The organism is Kandleria vitulina DSM 20405, assembly GCF_000702065.1.
Taxonomy (GTDB): Bacteria; Bacillota_I; Bacilli_A; order Erysipelotrichales; family Coprobacillaceae; genus Kandleria; species Kandleria vitulina.
On record NZ_JNKN01000004.1, the window covers coordinates 25,842 to 41,416 of the forward strand.

Here is a 15,575-nt window from a genome sequence, read left to right on the forward strand (position 1 = left end):
ATATGAGGTGGTATTATGTGTATAGATCATTCGAAAGGGGAAAGAGTTTATGAAAAAATTGATTGCATCTTTGATGGTACTTTCAATGGTACTTGTGGGATGTAGCGGTTCTAACAAGAAAACAGAAATCGCACTTATTACTGATTCAGGAGGAATTAATGACAAGTCATTCAACCAGTCTGCTTGGGAAGCTGTAAAAGAATACGGCGAAAAGAATGACAAAGGCTATAAGTACTATAAGCCAGCATCATTCGATGATGAAGGTTATAAGAAACAGATCAAGAGCGCTGTAAAGAATGGTGCTAAGATCGTAGTTTTACCTGGTTTCAAATTTGCAAATGCAATGGGAGATATCCAGGAAGATAAGACTTATAAAGATGTAAAGTTTGTATGTATCGATTTCACTCCAACTAAGAAGGATGCAGCAGTTGATCCTGCAGAAAATGTATACTGCGCTTCTTATAAGGAACAGCAGCCAGGTTACTTAGCTGGATATGCCGCTGTAAAAGATGGTTATACTAAGCTTGGTTTCATGGGTGGTATCTCATTACCAGCAGTAATCAACTATGGTTATGGTTACTTACAGGGTGCAAATGATGCAGCTAAAGAATTAAACAAAAAAATTACTGTTAACTATACTTACACTGGTACATTCAACGAATCTCCATCAATTAAGACTCAGGCTACTGCTTGGTACAATGGTGGAACAGAAATTATCTTCTCTTGTGGTGGACAGATCTGTAACTCAGTATTTGCGGCTGCTGAAGATACTAAGAAATTCTCAATTGGTGTCGACAGTGACCAGAAAGATGATTCTAAGACAGTTGTTACATCTGCATTAAAGAACGTTAAACAGACTGTTGCTGATCAGATTACAGCAGTTTATGATAATAAGTTCAAAGGTGGGGCTTATGTTCTTGATGCTTCTGGAAGCTATATTGGTTTATCTTCTGATTTCTCAAGATTTAAGACTTTCAAAAAAGCTGACTACGAAGCTGAATATGCTAAGATTAAAGATGGTACTACAAAGATCTTAACTCATTCTGATGATGAATCAGCAAAAGGTAACCCAAATAAAACTGTTAAATTAAAAGCTGCTTTAACTAATGTAACAGTTAAATTTGAAGGATAAGAACAAGTGGAAAAGAACGTGTAAGCGTTCTTTTCTTTTTTTAATAAAAATTTCTTTATTTTAAAGCTATTTCATGTATAATTGTTTGGAAGAGGTGAAGGAAGAGTGGACTATGCTATTGAAATGCTTAATATCACAAAGGAGTTCCCTGGGATAAAAGCGAATGACAACATAACTCTTCAAGTCAAAGAAGGAGAAATACATGCTTTGCTTGGAGAAAATGGTGCCGGCAAATCTACCCTTATGAGTATCTTGTTTGGACTCTATCAGCCAGATGAAGGTAAGATCAAGATTCATGGTAAAGAAGTCTTGATTAATGATCCAAATGATGCAAATAAGTATAAGATTGGAATGGTACATCAACATTTTAAGCTTGTTCATAATTTTACAGTACTTGAAAATATTATTTTAGGTATTGAAGAAACAGGATTATTTGGCAAATTGAAGAATAGTGAAGCCAGAAAGAAAGTAATGGATCTTTCTCAAAGATATCACTTGAATGTCGATCCTGATGCAAAGATTGAAGACATTACTGTAGGTATGCAGCAGCGTGTTGAAATTCTTAAGATGTTATTTAGAGATAATGAGATCTTAATTTTCGATGAACCTACTGCCGTATTGACACCGCAGGAAATTGATGAATTGATGCATATTATGAAAGAATTGATTAGTGAAGGAAAGTCTATTATTTTCATTACGCATAAGCTAAATGAAATTAAGGCTGTTGCTGATCGTTGTACAATCATTAGAAAGGGTCGTTATGTAGATACAGTTAATGTGGCTGATGTCTCTAAGGATGTCTTATCTGAAAAGATGGTTGGACATAAGGTAAACTTTATTGTTGATAAGGATGAAGCAAAACCAACTGATACTGTATTGAAGGTTGATGGCTTGACTTATCAGCCAAAGGGTGCCAATAAGCCGCTATTAAATAATGTTTCATTTGAAGTCAAGAAGGGTGAAATTGTCTGCATCGCTGGTATTGATGGAAATGGACAAAGTGAGCTTGTTTATAATATTTCTGGTATCGAAAAGCCTACTGCTGGGCATGTTTATTTGAATGGTCAGGATATTACAACAACTTCTATTAGAGAAAGAAATGATTCTGGTATGGCTGTTATCCCTGAAGATAGACATAAACATGGTCTTGTATTGGATTATAGCGTTGCTGAAAATATGATTTTAAAGAGCTATTATAAACCAGAATTTGAAAAGCATGGCTTTATTGATTTTGATGCCATGAATGCTTATTCTGATAAGCTTATTGAACAATATGATGTAAGATCAGGTGAAGGTTCTAAATCTATTGCTCGTGGTATGTCTGGTGGTAACCAGCAGAAAGCCATTGTCGCAAGAGAAATTGAATCTGATAGTGATCTATTGATTGCAGTTCAGCCTACTCGTGGATTGGATGTTGGGGCAATTGAATTTATTCATAAGCAGATTGTCAAACATCGTGATAGCGAACATGCTGTATTGCTTGTTTCCCTTGAATTAGATGAAGTCATAACAGTGAGTGATCGTATTCTTGTCATGTATGAAGGTGAAATTGTTGCTGATGTAAATCCTAAAGACATTGATGTCAAGGAATTAGGATTATATATGGCAGGTTCTAAGAGGGGGATAGGTTATGAAAAATAAATCTGCAGGATTTTTTGAAAAAGATAGCACAAAGTCGGTTATCTCATCACTTATCGCTATCTTGATTGGTCTTCTTGTTGGTTTGGTTATCATCCTGATTGCCAATCCAGCTGATGCATTAGAAGGATTCTTGATCATGCTTACTGGTGGATTCCAGGAAGGTATGCTTTCTTTAGGTGATGTTCTTGCGTATTCTGTTCCAGTTATGATGACTGGTCTTTCGATTGCGTTTGCCTATAAGACTGGAGAATTCAATATCGGAGTACCTGGTCAGTATTATGTAGGTGCTTTTGTTGCATTGTTGATTGGTGTTAAGGCAACATTCTTGCCTGATGCTATTGCATGGCTTATCGCTATTATCTGTGGTGGTCTTGCTGGTGCTTTATGGGCATTTGTGCCTGGTATTCTTAAGGCTAAGAGAAATGTCAATGTTGTTATCTCTGGTATCATGATGAACTATGTGGGCTTATTGCTAGTTATTCGTGGTGTTAAGACTTTCATCTATGAATCAACTGGGGCTCAGTCGTTGACTGTTTCTACTGAAAGAGCTATTCCTAAGTTTGGTCTTGATGTGATCTTTGAAGGAAGCTCAATCAACTTTGGATTTGTGATTGCTGTGGCATTATGTATTGTGGCATGGATTATCATGAATAAGACTACATTTGGTTATGAGTTAAAGGCTACTGGATTTAATAAGGATGCTGCTAAATATGCTGGTATGAATGAAACTAAGGCTGTTATCATGTCACTTGTTATTGCTGGTTTATTTGCTGGTGTAGGTGGCGCTATCGCTTATTTAGGTGGTACTGGTAAAGCTATTCAGATCAGTGAAGTGCTTCCTCCAGAAGGATTCAATGGTATTCCAGTTGCATTATTAGGTTTCTCTAATCCAATCGGATGTATCTTTGCATCATTATTTATCGCTTATATCAATGTTGGTGGTAACTACATGCAGTCATTAAATATTGCGATTGAAGTTATCGACATCATTGTTGCAGTTATTGTTTATTTTGCTTCATTTACACTATTCATTAAGCTTATGCTTGATAAGTTTAGAAATTCAAAGAAACATAAAACGTTAGCTGCAAAAGAGGGAGGTAACAAATAATGAACATTGTCTATTTCTTATTTGCTCAGACATTATTATTTGCGATTCCACTTATGATTGTTGCGCTTGGCGGTATGTTTTCTGAACGTTCAGGTGTTGTCAACTTGGCGTTAGAAGGGATTATGATTATTGGTGGATTTAGTGGTATTTTCTATATGAACTTCATGCAGACTAATGATATCATGCATGGTATGCCACTGTTATTTACAGCGTTATTGGTATCAGCAGCAGTGGGATGTTTATTCTCTATGCTACATGCCTTTGCGGCTGTTAACTTAAGAGCGGATCAGACAATTTCTGGTACTGCCCTTAACATGTTAGGTCCTGCACTTGGTATCTTTATTGCCAAGACTTTACAGGATGGTCAGCAGAATATCGGCTTTACAAATGAGTTCAGAATTTCTTCTGTTCCTGTATTATCTGATATTCCTGTTCTTGGAGACTTGTTCTTTAAGAATTTCTATATTACTACATTTATTGCGATTGCTATTTTGATCATTAGCTATTTCTTCTTGATGAAGACTAAGACTGGTCTAAGAATTCGTTCATGTGGGGAAAACCCACAGGCTGCTGATGCTGCCGGTATTAGCGTCTATAAGATCAGATATCTTGGTGTTGGTTTATCAGGAATTCTTGGGGGAATGGGTGGATTAATCTACATTCTTCCAATCTCAACTGAATTTACTTGCTCAGTTGATGGTTATGGGTTCCTTGCTTTAGCAGTATTGATCTTTGGTAACTGGGCACCATTAAGAATTGCTGGTGCAGCATTCTTCTTTGGTATCACTAAGACATTAGCTTATGCTTATGGTTCAGTGCCATTCTTAGCTCATTTAGCTTTACCTGATACTGTTTATAAGCTAATTCCATATGTTGCTACATTGATTTTATTAGCATTCACATCAAAGAATTCTGCAGCACCACGTGCTGATGGGGTTCCATATGATAAATCTAAGAGATAAGAGGATGAAAATCCTCTTATTTTTTTATAATGAAAATATCCTTGTTTCACAATTGCATCTTTTATGAATTTCATGTTCTTTTAAAAAGTAAAGCGCTTTTATCCTTTATTTTGTTTAAAAATTTAGTATTTTATTAATTATTTTATTTTAATAGGTGGTAAAATTGTGACATAAAAAATGATGTTTATTACATTGCAATTTTGTTTCTTTCATCAAATGAAAAAGGATTATTGACAGGCAAAGGGACTATGTTATAATGTTCTTGACCTAAGAGCATATATGAATTTCCTACATATATTATAAGGGAACCTGATTGCTGACAGTGGTGTTGAAGACCTTCTTTAAGTAGGGATCCTAAAGCTTGTCACAAGGTGCCCACCTGTACTTAACAGGGATAATCCTAACTCTCTTAGGTCCTTTTATAAGGAGATTTTATGTCTAAAGATATGGATATGTTAATCAAAGAAATTAATGCTTTAGCAAAGAAAAGCAAAGAAGAAGGATTAACAGAGGAAGAAAAAAAGAAGCAGCATACTTTACGTCAAAAGTATTTGGAAATTTTTAGAGGGAATTTTAGAAATCAACTTGCTTCAATTAAAGTTGTAGACCCTAACGGGAACGATGTAACACCTCATAGAAAACATAAGATTCATTAATAGGAAAACGCGATTATTGTAAATATAACATTGAATGAGTAGAATTGGGGGACAAACGTACACATGAATTCGCAACTATCTATTGCAACGATTAGATCGTTAAACATTGATATGATCAACAAGGCTAAGTCTGGACATCCAGGTATGGCAATTGGATCAGCACCAGCATTATACACATTATTTACTAAGGAATTGAAAGTATTCCCAGAAGTTTCAAAATGGCAGAATAGAGACCGTTTTGTTTTAGCAAGTGGGCATGCAAGTGCTTTATTATACAGCTTATTGCATTTATCTGGTTATGATTTAACTATGGATGATTTAAAGCAGTTCAGACAGTGGAACTCACGTACACCAGGGCATCCTGAAATTAATGTTACTGATGGTGTTGATGCTTCATCTGGGCCATTAGGACAGGGTATTCCTATGGCAATTGGTATGGCTATGGCTGAAAAGTTCTTAGCTGAAAAGTTTAACAAGGAAGACGCTGATATCGTTGATCATTATACATATGCATTATGTGGCGATGGTGATATGCAGGAAGGTGTAACTTACGAAGCATCTTCATTAGCAGGACATCTTTCTTTAGGAAAGCTTATTGTTATTTATGATGCAAATAATGTCACATTGGATGGTCCTCTATCATACTCATTTAGTGAAGATGTTAAGAAAAGATATGAAGCCATGAACTGGCAGGTTATTGAAGTCAGCGATGGTGAAGATACAGTATCTCTTCATAAGGCTATTAAAAAAGCTAAGCGTGAAACATTTAAACCTTCTATTATTATCATGAAGACAGTTATTGGTAGAGGTTCTAAGAACGAAGGAACTAATGCTGTTCATGGCGCACCATTAGGTAGTGAAGATGGTAAGAATGCTAAATTATCTTATGGATTTGATCATGATGAATTCTTTGTACCTGAAGAAGTTTATGATGACTTCAAGGACAATGTGTTCAACAGAGGTAAACGTGCTTATAGTAAATGGGAAAGTACTTTAGAAGAATATAAAGAAAAGTATCCTGAAGATTATAAGCTTTATAATGATGCTATTGAAGGACGTTTCACATTAGCATATGATGAATTGTTAAAACAGTTCCCATATGGTTCTGCTGAAGCAACAAGAAATGTATCATTGAAGATTATTCAGGAAGTAGCTGCACAGAATCCTACATTCTTGTCAGGAACTGCTGATTTGGCTTCTTCTACTAAAACTACAATTGCTAATGAAAATAGATATTCATGTGAAGACTATAGCGGAAGAAACTTATACTTTGGTATCAGAGAATTCGCAATGGTTGCTATCATGAATGGTATGACTTTACACAAGGGTGTGAAGATTGCAGCCGGTGGTTTCTTAGTATTCAGTGATTATTTCAAGGCTGCTGCACGTATGGCATGTTTAATGGAATTGCCAATCATACTTCCATTATCACATGACAGTATTGCTGTTGGTGAAGATGGTCCAACACATCAGCCAGTGGAACAGTTAGCAATGCTTAGATCAATGGTAGGAATGAGAGTCTTAAGACCTGCTGATGCTAATGAAATGTGTGCAGCATGGAAACTTGCAATTGAATCTACTAAGAATCCTACAGCATTGATTCTTACAAGACAGGGTGTTGATAATATTACTAATGCGACTTTTGAAAATGTATCAAAGGGTGCTTATGTTGTTTCTAAGGAAGAAACTGAATTATCTGGTATTATCATTGCTTCTGGTTCTGAAGTTGGATTAGCTGTTAAAGCTCAGAAAGCATTATTTGAACAGGGTGATCGTGGGGTAAGAGTTGTTTCTATGCCTTCACAGGAATTATTCGATGCACAAAGCGTTGAATATAAAGAATCTGTATTGCCAAATGCTACTAGAAAGAGATTAGCTGTAGAAATGGCATCTCCATTTGGATGGCATAAATATGTTGGCTTAGATGGTAAAGTATTATCTGTCAATACATTTGGTGCAAGTGCTCCAGCAAGCAAGGTCATTGAAGAATATGGCTTTACAGTAGATAATGTTGTTGAAACTTATCGTTCATTATAAAATAGACTAAGATGAATCTAATATTAGATTCATCTTTTGTTTTACAAACGGTTTCAACAATGATATAATTAAAACACTCATGGAGGTGTATTATGTCAACTTTTATTACGACTTTTATAGCGTGTATTATAACAGCAGTTGTTGTATTCTTCTTTTCTAGATGGATGTTCAAGAATGAACTTAAGAAAAATCCACCTATCAATGAAAAGATGATCCGTGCTATGTTTAGAGAAATGGGACGTAAACCTAACGAAGCACAGATTAGACGTATTATGAAAAACATTAATGACTCATATAAATAAGGGGAATCCCTTATTTTTATTTGGTATGAAGATTTATATTACAAGACATTCCCGTACAAAGTGGAATGAAGAAAAACGTCTTCAGGGAAGAGAAGATTCTCCTTTAACTGAAGATGGTATCAAGAATATTTACGCATTAAAAGATCACATTAAAGATCTACATGTTGATCGTATTTATTCTAGTCCCATTAAAAGAGCATTAACAACAGCCCAAATGCTGTTCCCTGAAAGAGAAATCACTGTAGATGATCGTATTCAGGAAATGTGTTTTGGTATTTATGAAGGTATTCATTTTAATGAAATGCCTGAAGATATGAAACATGATTATGATGTTCTTTGGAATCATCCAGAAATTTCATCGGGCTTACCTGGTGGAGAATCATATGATGAAATTGAAAACAGATTACATTCTTTTATTGATGATATCAAAAAGAAAGATGGAGATATCTTCATCGTCACTCATGGTTTCTGTTTTACTGTTCTTGTTTCATTGCTTTTAGGTTATGAGAGAAAGGATTATGTAAAGATCAATAAACAGATTGTCAATGGCTGTTCATTAACGATATTTGATTATGATGGATCATTCCACATGGAAGCATACGGGCAAAATGATTTTCTTCCTGTAGTTTCAAAAGAAGCTTTTATTAAACAGTAAAGAAATCCCCTAATTGGGGATTTCTTTTAGTTTCTTAGGTTCTTCTTTTTGTTTAATTGCTTTCTGAATGTTTTTATTATCTCCCCAATGATCTAGCTTACGTTCTTTGATAAAAGGCAAGATAGCATCATACTGTGTTGCAAAATGCCAGGCAATCATAATGTTGATGAGGCTACGAGTTTAGGGTATTTAATGTTAAAGTCTTCATCTAGAAAATAGCACATAAGACAAGCAATGGAAAAGCGAAGAGTATGGACTTCATTGGAATTGAGCCATTCTTTAATATAAGGCAGAAGTTCATTTTTATATTTCTTGAATGCTTTTATATTAAGCTGATTACAGGTTGTCCAGTTGTTTACATAGGGAAGGAAGATATTGGCTTGTCTGATGGCTTCATGAAAGTCTTTTGTTTCTGATATCATGAAGGCATGAAGCTGATTTTCATCGTAATAGTGATGTGGCAGATGTGTTAGGAATAAACTGTGTTCATCACTTTTAAGCGGTTTTGCATGAAGATCTTGCAGCTTAAAGAGTTCATCATGTATATTTTGGCATAAAAAAATGACTCCTATAGGAGTCAAATTTATTTTAAAGCCATTGCACTTTACTTTCCGTTCCATTCTTGATTCGACTGATATTGGCATGATGCTTGTAGACAATAAGCGCCGAAATGACAAAGTTGGTAATGATTCCAACTGTACTATAATGCCAATGTGGTGGAATAAGTCCGATGAATGGTGCAATAATAGCAACAGACACAGAACCGATGATGGATGAAAGTGAGACATACTTAGTTGTTTTTAATGTAAACATGAAGACACATACAGCGAAAATAAATGCGTAGATGTTAGTCATCAATGTATAGGCGATAGCGGAAGACACGCCTTTGCCGCCTTTAAATCCTGCAAATATTGGGTAGCAGTGACCGATGATACATGCGAGTGCAGAAAAGTAGAATAAGTCATCAGATAGGTTGAAATGCGCAGCTAACAATCTTGTAATAAGAATTGCGACGATACATTTTGTACCATCAAGAAGAATGACTGCAGCTCCTGCTTTTTTTCCAAGCACTCTTCCTGCATTTGTTCCTCCTAGATTTCCTGAACCTTTTGTACGGACGTCGGTATTGTAGAATACTTTACCAATGACAAGCGCAAAGGGTACAGAACCATACAAGTATGCCATAATAAGACATAAAACGGATATTAAGATATTCATAGTGTCACCTCAAGAAAACATTATACATATATTAAATAGAAATGCAAAGTAGAATATGCAAATAGATTTCGTTTATGATATAATAGAGCAGTTAATGGAGGAGGTTTAATGATGCCTAATACACATTATGATGAATCTGATATTCAAATCCTCAAGGGATTGGAAGCTGTCAGAAAAAGACCTGGTATGTATATTGGGTCTACAGATGCAAGAGGGTTGCACCATCTTGTATGGGAAATTGTGGATAACTCAATCGATGAAGCCCTAGCTGGTTTTGGGAAAAAGATTGTAGTGACAATTCATAAAGATAATAGCATTACTGTAGAAGATGAAGGACGTGGTATGCCTACTGGTATTAATAAAGAAACAGGTCGTCCTACAACTGAAGTCATTCTGACTGTTCTTCATGCAGGTGGCAAGTTTTCTAGCGATGGCGGATATAAGACATCCGGTGGTCTTCATGGTGTAGGTTCTTCGGTTGTTAACGCGTTAAGTGAATATTTAGAATTAACTGTTTATCGTGATGGTTATACTTATACACAGAAGTTTGAAAATGGTGGATCAGTTATACATGATCTAAAAAAAGGAAAAAAGACAACGAAGACAGGTACTACAATTCATTTTATGCCTGATTCTAAGATTTTTAAGAAAATCAATTTTAATTTTTCTACTATCAGTGAACGTTTAAGGGAAGATGCGTTCTTATTAAAGGGCATTGAAATGGAGCTTCATGATGAACGTACTGATCGTCATGAAAACTACTATTATGAAAATGGGCTAGAAGAATTTATCAATTGGCTAAATAGCGGTAAGCATAAAAGCATATCGAAGGTATTGAGCTTTGATGATGATTCAAAAGAAATTGAAGTAGAAGTGGCCTTACAGTTTACTGATGGCTATCAGGAGAACATTGTTTCATTTGTCAATCTCGTAAGAACAAGTGATGGCGGTACCCATGAAATGGGCTTTAAGTCAGGTCTTACAAAGGTCTTTAATGAATATGCAAGAAAGTATGATTTATTGAAAAAGAAAGATAAGAATCTTGAAGGTACTGATGTAAGAGAAGGATTAACAGCTATTCTTTCAGTAAAGATTCCAGAAGAATATTTACAGTTTGAAGGACAGACTAAAGCAAAGCTTGGTACACCTATTGCTAGAAATATACTTGAACAGGTGACTCAGGAGTATTTGACTTATTATCTTGAAGAAAATAAAGATGAAGCTGATGCTCTTGTTGCTAAAATGATTAAAGCTGCAAGTGCTAGAAATGCAGCTAGAAAAGCAAGAGAAGCCGCCAGAGGGAATAAGGCGAAGAGAGAAAAGCAGATCTTAAGTGGGAAGCTTGCGCCTGCTCAGTCAAAGAATAAGAAAAAGAATGAGCTTTATCTTGTCGAAGGGGATTCAGCCGGTGGTAGTGCCAAACAGGGACGTGATCGTAAGTTCCAGGCTATTCTTCCTTTAAGAGGTAAGGTTGTCAATACTGAAAGAGCAAGCATTACTGATGTCTTGAAGAATGAAGAAATTGCGACAATGATCAATACAATCAATGCAGGATACGGCAGTGATTTCAATGTAGAAGATTCAGCATATGATAAGATTATTATCATGACCGATGCGGATACCGATGGGGCTCATATTCAGATCTTATTGCTGACATTCTTCTATCGTTATATGAAAGGATTGATTCAGGCAGGAAAGGTCTATATCGCTATGCCACCTTTATATAAGGTATCAAAGAAGAATGGCAAGAAGGAAAAGGTTGAATACTGCTGGGATGAGAAAGATCTTGAAGAGGCTAAGAAGATTGTCGGAAGAGGATACAATGTACAGCGTTACAAAGGTCTTGGTGAAATGAATGCAGATCAGCTTTGGGAAACAACCATGAATCCTGAAACCCGTACACTTATTCAGGTCAATATTGAAGATGCTGCATTAGTAGAACGTCGTGTTTCTGTTTTGATGGGTGATAAGGTTGAACCAAGACGAGAATGGATTGAAGATAATGTACAGTTCTCTATGGCCGATGATTTTGATGCCTTTACAATGGATCAAAAAGAATTAATAGGAGGTCACAATGGAAGATAATAAGATATTAAGAATGTCCCTTGATGATATTATGGGAGATCGTTTTGGACGTTATTCAAAATATATTATCCAAGATCGTGCGCTTCCAGATGTCAGAGATGGTTTAAAACCAGTTCAAAGACGTATTCTATATGCGATGTTTAAGGAAGGAAATCTTCCTACTAAAGCTTATCGTAAATCTGCTAAAACAGTCGGTAACGTTATTGGGAACTATCATCCTCACGGCGATTCATCTGTCTATGATGCCATGGTGCGTCTATCACAGGATTGGAAGATGAGAATTCCTCTTGTAGATATGCAAGGAAACAACGGGTCTATCGATAATGACCCAGCAGCAGCCATGCGTTATACTGAAGCAAGATTAGCGCCAATCTCTATGGAACTTTTAAAGGATCTTGATAAAGAAACAGTAGAGATGGCCTTAAACTTCGATGATACAGAATATGAACCAACAGTTCTTCCTGCTAAATATCCAAACTTGCTCGTCAATGGTGCAACAGGTATTTCTGCAGGTTATGCGACAGATATTCCTCCTCATAATTTAGGAGAAGTCATCGATGCGACTATTTATCGTATCAAGCATCCACAATGTCATTTTGATGATTTACATCAGTTTATCAAAGGTCCAGATTTTCCTACTGGTGCCATTGTAGAAGGGGCAAGCGATATTGCGAAAGCTCTTCGATGCGGTCGTGGAAAAGTCGTTGTCAGATCACGTTATGAATTTGTGGAAAAGAAGAACATGAATCAGATTGTCATAAGTGAAATTCCTTATGAAGTCAATAAGGCAGATCTTGTCAGAAAGATTGATGAAATTCGTTTTAACAAAGACATCGATGGTGTTCTTGAAGTAAGAGATGAGTCAGATCGTAATGGGTTAAGCATTGTCATTGATTTAAAGAAAGATGTAGATGTACAAAATACGCTTAATTATTTCTTCAAGAATACCGATTTACAGAAGAACTACAATTATAATATGGTCGCTATCAAGGATAAACGACCTGAACAGATGGGGATTGTTTCTATTATTGATGGGTATATCAATCATGAAATAGATGTTGTAACAAAACGATCAACATTTGATTTAAATAAGGCTAGTGCTCGTGAACATATTGTAGAAGGATTAATCAAGGCTGTTTCTATTCTTGATGATGTTGTACATACAATTAGACAATCAAAAGATAAGAAAGATGCCAAACTTAATCTGATGGATCAGTATGATTTTTCTGAAGTACAGGCTGAAGCTATTGTCATGTTACAGCTGTATAGATTAACAAATACGGATATAGTGGCATTAGAGGAAGAATTAGCATCTTTACATGAAGAAATAGAAAAATTAAAAGAAATTCTTGGCAGTGAAAAGGTTTTAAGACAGGTTATTATCAGTGAATTAAGAGAAATCAAGAAGAAATATCCTTCTCCTCGTTTAACAACAATCAAGGATGAAATCATGGATACTTCAATTAATGCACAGGCTATGATTGTATCTGAAGATTGCTATGTCTCAGTTACAAGAGATGGCTATATCAAGAAGATTTCTTTAAGATCATATAAGGCCAGTCAGAATACCGCCTTTGGCAAGAAAGACGATGATCGTCTTGTTTCACTTTGTCAAACAAATACGTTGCATACACTTTTAGTCTTTACTAATCGTGGTAATTATTGTTTTGTACCAATTCATAAGCTAGAAGAGTTCAAGTGGAAAGATCTTGGTAAGCATATCAGTTATCTTATTAAGCTTAATAATGATGAAAAGATTATCGCAACTGTGCTTGTCAAAGATTTCAAATCACCACAGTATGTGATGATGGCTTCACGAGATGGTGCAATCAAGAAAGTAGCTATTGCGGACTTTGAAGTATCACGTTTCTCTAGACCTATGAAATGTATGAATCTTAAAGCTGATGATGAGATGGTTTCAGTTCAGCTTTCTAGTGGTCATGATGGTGTCATTCTTGCCAGCAAGGCAGGATATGCTGCTTTATACAGTGAAGAAGAGATTTCAGTCGTTGGTATTAAGGCCGGTGGGGTCAAGGGTATTCGCTTGACTCATGATTCGCTCGCATTTATGCGTGTCTTTAATCCAGCCAATCCACAATCACTTGTGATTTTTACTAATCCAGTTGGTATCAAGCGTATTCATGTTTCTGATATTCCTGCATGCAAACGTGCCAATAAAGGAAACTTGATTTTTAAATCGCCTAAATCACGTCAGATTACACTTTATGATGGCTATATTATGGACACATATGATACACTGACACTCTATGGTGAATCTGGTTCGATTGAGGTCTGTGCTAAGGACTTTAATTTCACCGGATTAATTAATAGACCTGGTGGTATCAAGGCGTTTGAAGATAAGTCAATTGATTTTATCTATGATTCACGTCTGCTTATTGCCGATGGAAAGGTAGAAGAGGAAGGTTCTTTCAAGGAATTCTTCCAGGTAGAAAAGGAAAAGACTTTATTTGAAGAGGAAACTCCAATAAAGAAGAAAGAAGAGAATAAATTCAAGCCGATCTCGTTTGATGATCTGTTTGAAAATGATGATTTCTAATAAGGCTACATCCCATAAAGAAAGCATTTATGGGATGCCTTTTTTCTTGTAAATTTGTCAATGGACATTCTCTTTTCATGAGGAAAAAAATAGTGTACAATGAAGGGCGAAAAGGGTGATGAAATGAGTGAATTAAGATGTGGTGGCTGCGGAGCAGTCATTCAAAGTGAAGATAAAAATAAGCCTGGTTATCTGCCAGAAAACGCATTAAATAAAGATAAGCCTTTATGTCAAAGATGTTTCAAGCTTATGCATTATCATCAGAAGATGGAATCTCATCTTTCTAAAGAAGATTTTCTTAAGATCATTGCATCCATAGGAGACAAGGATTGTCTTGTAGTGTATATTGTGGATCTTTTTGATTTTAACGGAAGTCTTATCAGCGGCTTGACACGTCACGTAGGTTTTAATGATATTCTTGTATTAGGAAATAAGAGAGATGTTCTTCCTAAGTCATTAAAAGATCATCGTTTAAATATGTGGGTGAGAAGACAGCTTAAAAATGAAGGTATCAAGCCTGTAGATGTCATCTTGACAAGCGGAAAGAAGAAACTTAATTTTGATGAAATCTTTGATGCGATTGAAGAATACAGAAAAGGTCGAGATGTTTATGTGGTCGGTATGACCAATGTTGGGAAGTCAACTTTTATTAATGCATTATTAAAGCATTATAGTGATGTTGAACAGACAATTACGACAAGTGAGTTCCCTGGAACAACTTTGGATCTTATTCGTATTCCATTTGATGAAAAGAGTGCTTTATATGATTCACCAGGAATCATGAATGAAGCGCAGATGACTTCTCATGTGGCAGAAAAAGATCTTAAGACTATTGTGCCACAGTCGGAATTAAGACCAATGTCTTTCCAGCTGAATGCGAAGCAGACTTTATATATGAGCGGTTTAGCAAGAATGGATTATCTTGAAGGAGAGAAAGCAGGCTTTGTTTGCTACTTTAGTAGACAATTAAAGATCCATCGTACAAAGATGGCTAATGCGGATGCACTTTTTGATAATCATAAGGAACTCAAGCTTTATCCGCTTAGTGTAGATAAGATTTCACAGATGAAATCTTATGAGTTCTCATTTAAGAAAGGTGACAAGAAAGAAGTCTTTATTTCAGGTTTAGGCTTTATTAGTGTCAATACAAAAGGTAAATTACGTATCAGTGTTCCTGAAGGCGTTGATGTCTTTGTTAGGGAATGTTTAATTTAAGGAGATT

The 15,575-nt window shown here is 35.8% G+C and carries 14 protein-coding genes; 11 read left to right on the forward strand and 3 right to left on the reverse strand.

The features are described from left to right. Positions 1–49: 49 nt before the first annotated feature. The 8 genes from T513_RS0101160 to T513_RS0101200 all read left to right on the forward strand — a co-directional run bounded on the left by T513_RS0101160 (position 50) and on the right by T513_RS0101200 (position 8,493). Positions 50–1,132 carry a BMP family lipoprotein gene (locus T513_RS0101160; protein WP_029070758.1) on the forward strand — a complete coding sequence of 361 codons (1,083 nt, stop codon included), beginning with the start codon at positions 50–52 and terminating at the stop codon, positions 1,130–1,132. 105 nt (positions 1,133–1,237) lie between these two features. Continuing rightward, positions 1,238–2,773: an ABC transporter ATP-binding protein gene (locus T513_RS0101165; protein ID WP_031588577.1), complete on the forward strand. Its 1,536-nt coding sequence runs from the start codon at positions 1,238–1,240 to the stop codon at positions 2,771–2,773. Further along, entirely contained in the window at positions 2,763–3,881 is a 1,119-nt protein-coding gene (locus T513_RS0101170; protein WP_029070760.1) for an ABC transporter permease, read from the forward strand. The genes T513_RS0101165 and T513_RS0101170 overlap by 11 nt, the downstream gene beginning before the upstream one ends. Then, complete coding sequence (locus tag T513_RS0101175; protein WP_029070761.1) at positions 3,881–4,843, forward strand: ABC transporter permease; 963 nt, start codon at positions 3,881–3,883, stop codon at positions 4,841–4,843. The genes T513_RS0101170 and T513_RS0101175 overlap by 1 nt, the downstream gene beginning before the upstream one ends. A gap of 434 nt (positions 4,844–5,277) precedes the next feature. Further along, entirely contained in the window at positions 5,278–5,499 is a 222-nt protein-coding gene (locus T513_RS0101185; RefSeq protein ID WP_029070762.1) for a DUF896 domain-containing protein, read from the forward strand. Positions 5,500–5,562: 63 nt separating this feature from the next. Then, entirely contained in the window at positions 5,563–7,536 is a 1,974-nt protein-coding gene (tkt, locus tag T513_RS0101190) for a transketolase (RefSeq protein WP_031588578.1), read from the forward strand. Between the two features lie 92 nt (positions 7,537–7,628). Continuing rightward, complete coding sequence (locus T513_RS0101195) at positions 7,629–7,838, forward strand: YneF family protein (protein WP_031588579.1); 210 nt, start codon at positions 7,629–7,631, stop codon at positions 7,836–7,838. Then, on the forward strand, positions 7,822–8,493 hold the full coding sequence (locus T513_RS0101200; protein WP_238551710.1) for a histidine phosphatase family protein: 672 nt from the start codon (positions 7,822–7,824) through the stop codon (positions 8,491–8,493). Before T513_RS0101195 ends, T513_RS0101200 begins: the two co-directional genes overlap by 17 nt. Before the next feature lie 9 nt (positions 8,494–8,502). On the opposite strand, the gene T513_RS12370 is transcribed toward T513_RS0101200, so the two are convergent. The 3 genes from T513_RS12370 to plsY are packed head-to-tail and all read right to left on the reverse strand — an operon-like array spanning position 8,503 to position 9,711. After that, the gene (locus tag T513_RS12370) at positions 8,503–8,652 is read right to left on the reverse strand and encodes a hypothetical protein (protein WP_201783580.1); all 150 of its coding nucleotides are present in this window, start codon (positions 8,650–8,652) and stop codon (positions 8,503–8,505) included. After that, positions 8,649–9,113: a DNA alkylation repair protein gene (locus T513_RS11360; protein ID WP_056995129.1), complete on the reverse strand. Its 465-nt coding sequence runs from the start codon at positions 9,111–9,113 to the stop codon at positions 8,649–8,651. The genes T513_RS12370 and T513_RS11360 overlap by 4 nt, the downstream gene beginning before the upstream one ends. Further along, the gene (gene plsY, locus T513_RS0101210; RefSeq protein ID WP_031588581.1) at positions 9,082–9,711 is read right to left on the reverse strand and encodes a glycerol-3-phosphate 1-O-acyltransferase PlsY; all 630 of its coding nucleotides are present in this window, start codon (positions 9,709–9,711) and stop codon (positions 9,082–9,084) included. Before plsY ends, T513_RS11360 begins: the two co-directional genes overlap by 32 nt. Positions 9,712–9,822: 111 nt before the next feature. Here plsY and parE point away from each other — a divergent pair, with 111 nt between their 5' ends. The 3 genes from parE to yqeH all read left to right on the forward strand — a co-directional run bounded on the left by parE (position 9,823) and on the right by yqeH (position 15,568). After that, the gene (parE, locus tag T513_RS0101215) at positions 9,823–11,796 is read left to right on the forward strand and encodes a DNA topoisomerase IV subunit B (protein ID WP_035876436.1); all 1,974 of its coding nucleotides are present in this window, start codon (positions 9,823–9,825) and stop codon (positions 11,794–11,796) included. Continuing rightward, positions 11,786–14,353 carry a DNA topoisomerase IV subunit A gene (parC, locus tag T513_RS0101220; protein ID WP_031588583.1) on the forward strand — a complete coding sequence of 856 codons (2,568 nt, stop codon included), beginning with the start codon at positions 11,786–11,788 and terminating at the stop codon, positions 14,351–14,353. The genes parE and parC overlap by 11 nt, the downstream gene beginning before the upstream one ends. Before the next feature lie 123 nt (positions 14,354–14,476). Then, positions 14,477–15,568 carry a ribosome biogenesis GTPase YqeH gene (yqeH, locus tag T513_RS0101225; protein ID WP_031588584.1) on the forward strand — a complete coding sequence of 364 codons (1,092 nt, stop codon included), beginning with the start codon at positions 14,477–14,479 and terminating at the stop codon, positions 15,566–15,568. Positions 15,569–15,575: the final 7 nt, after the last annotated feature.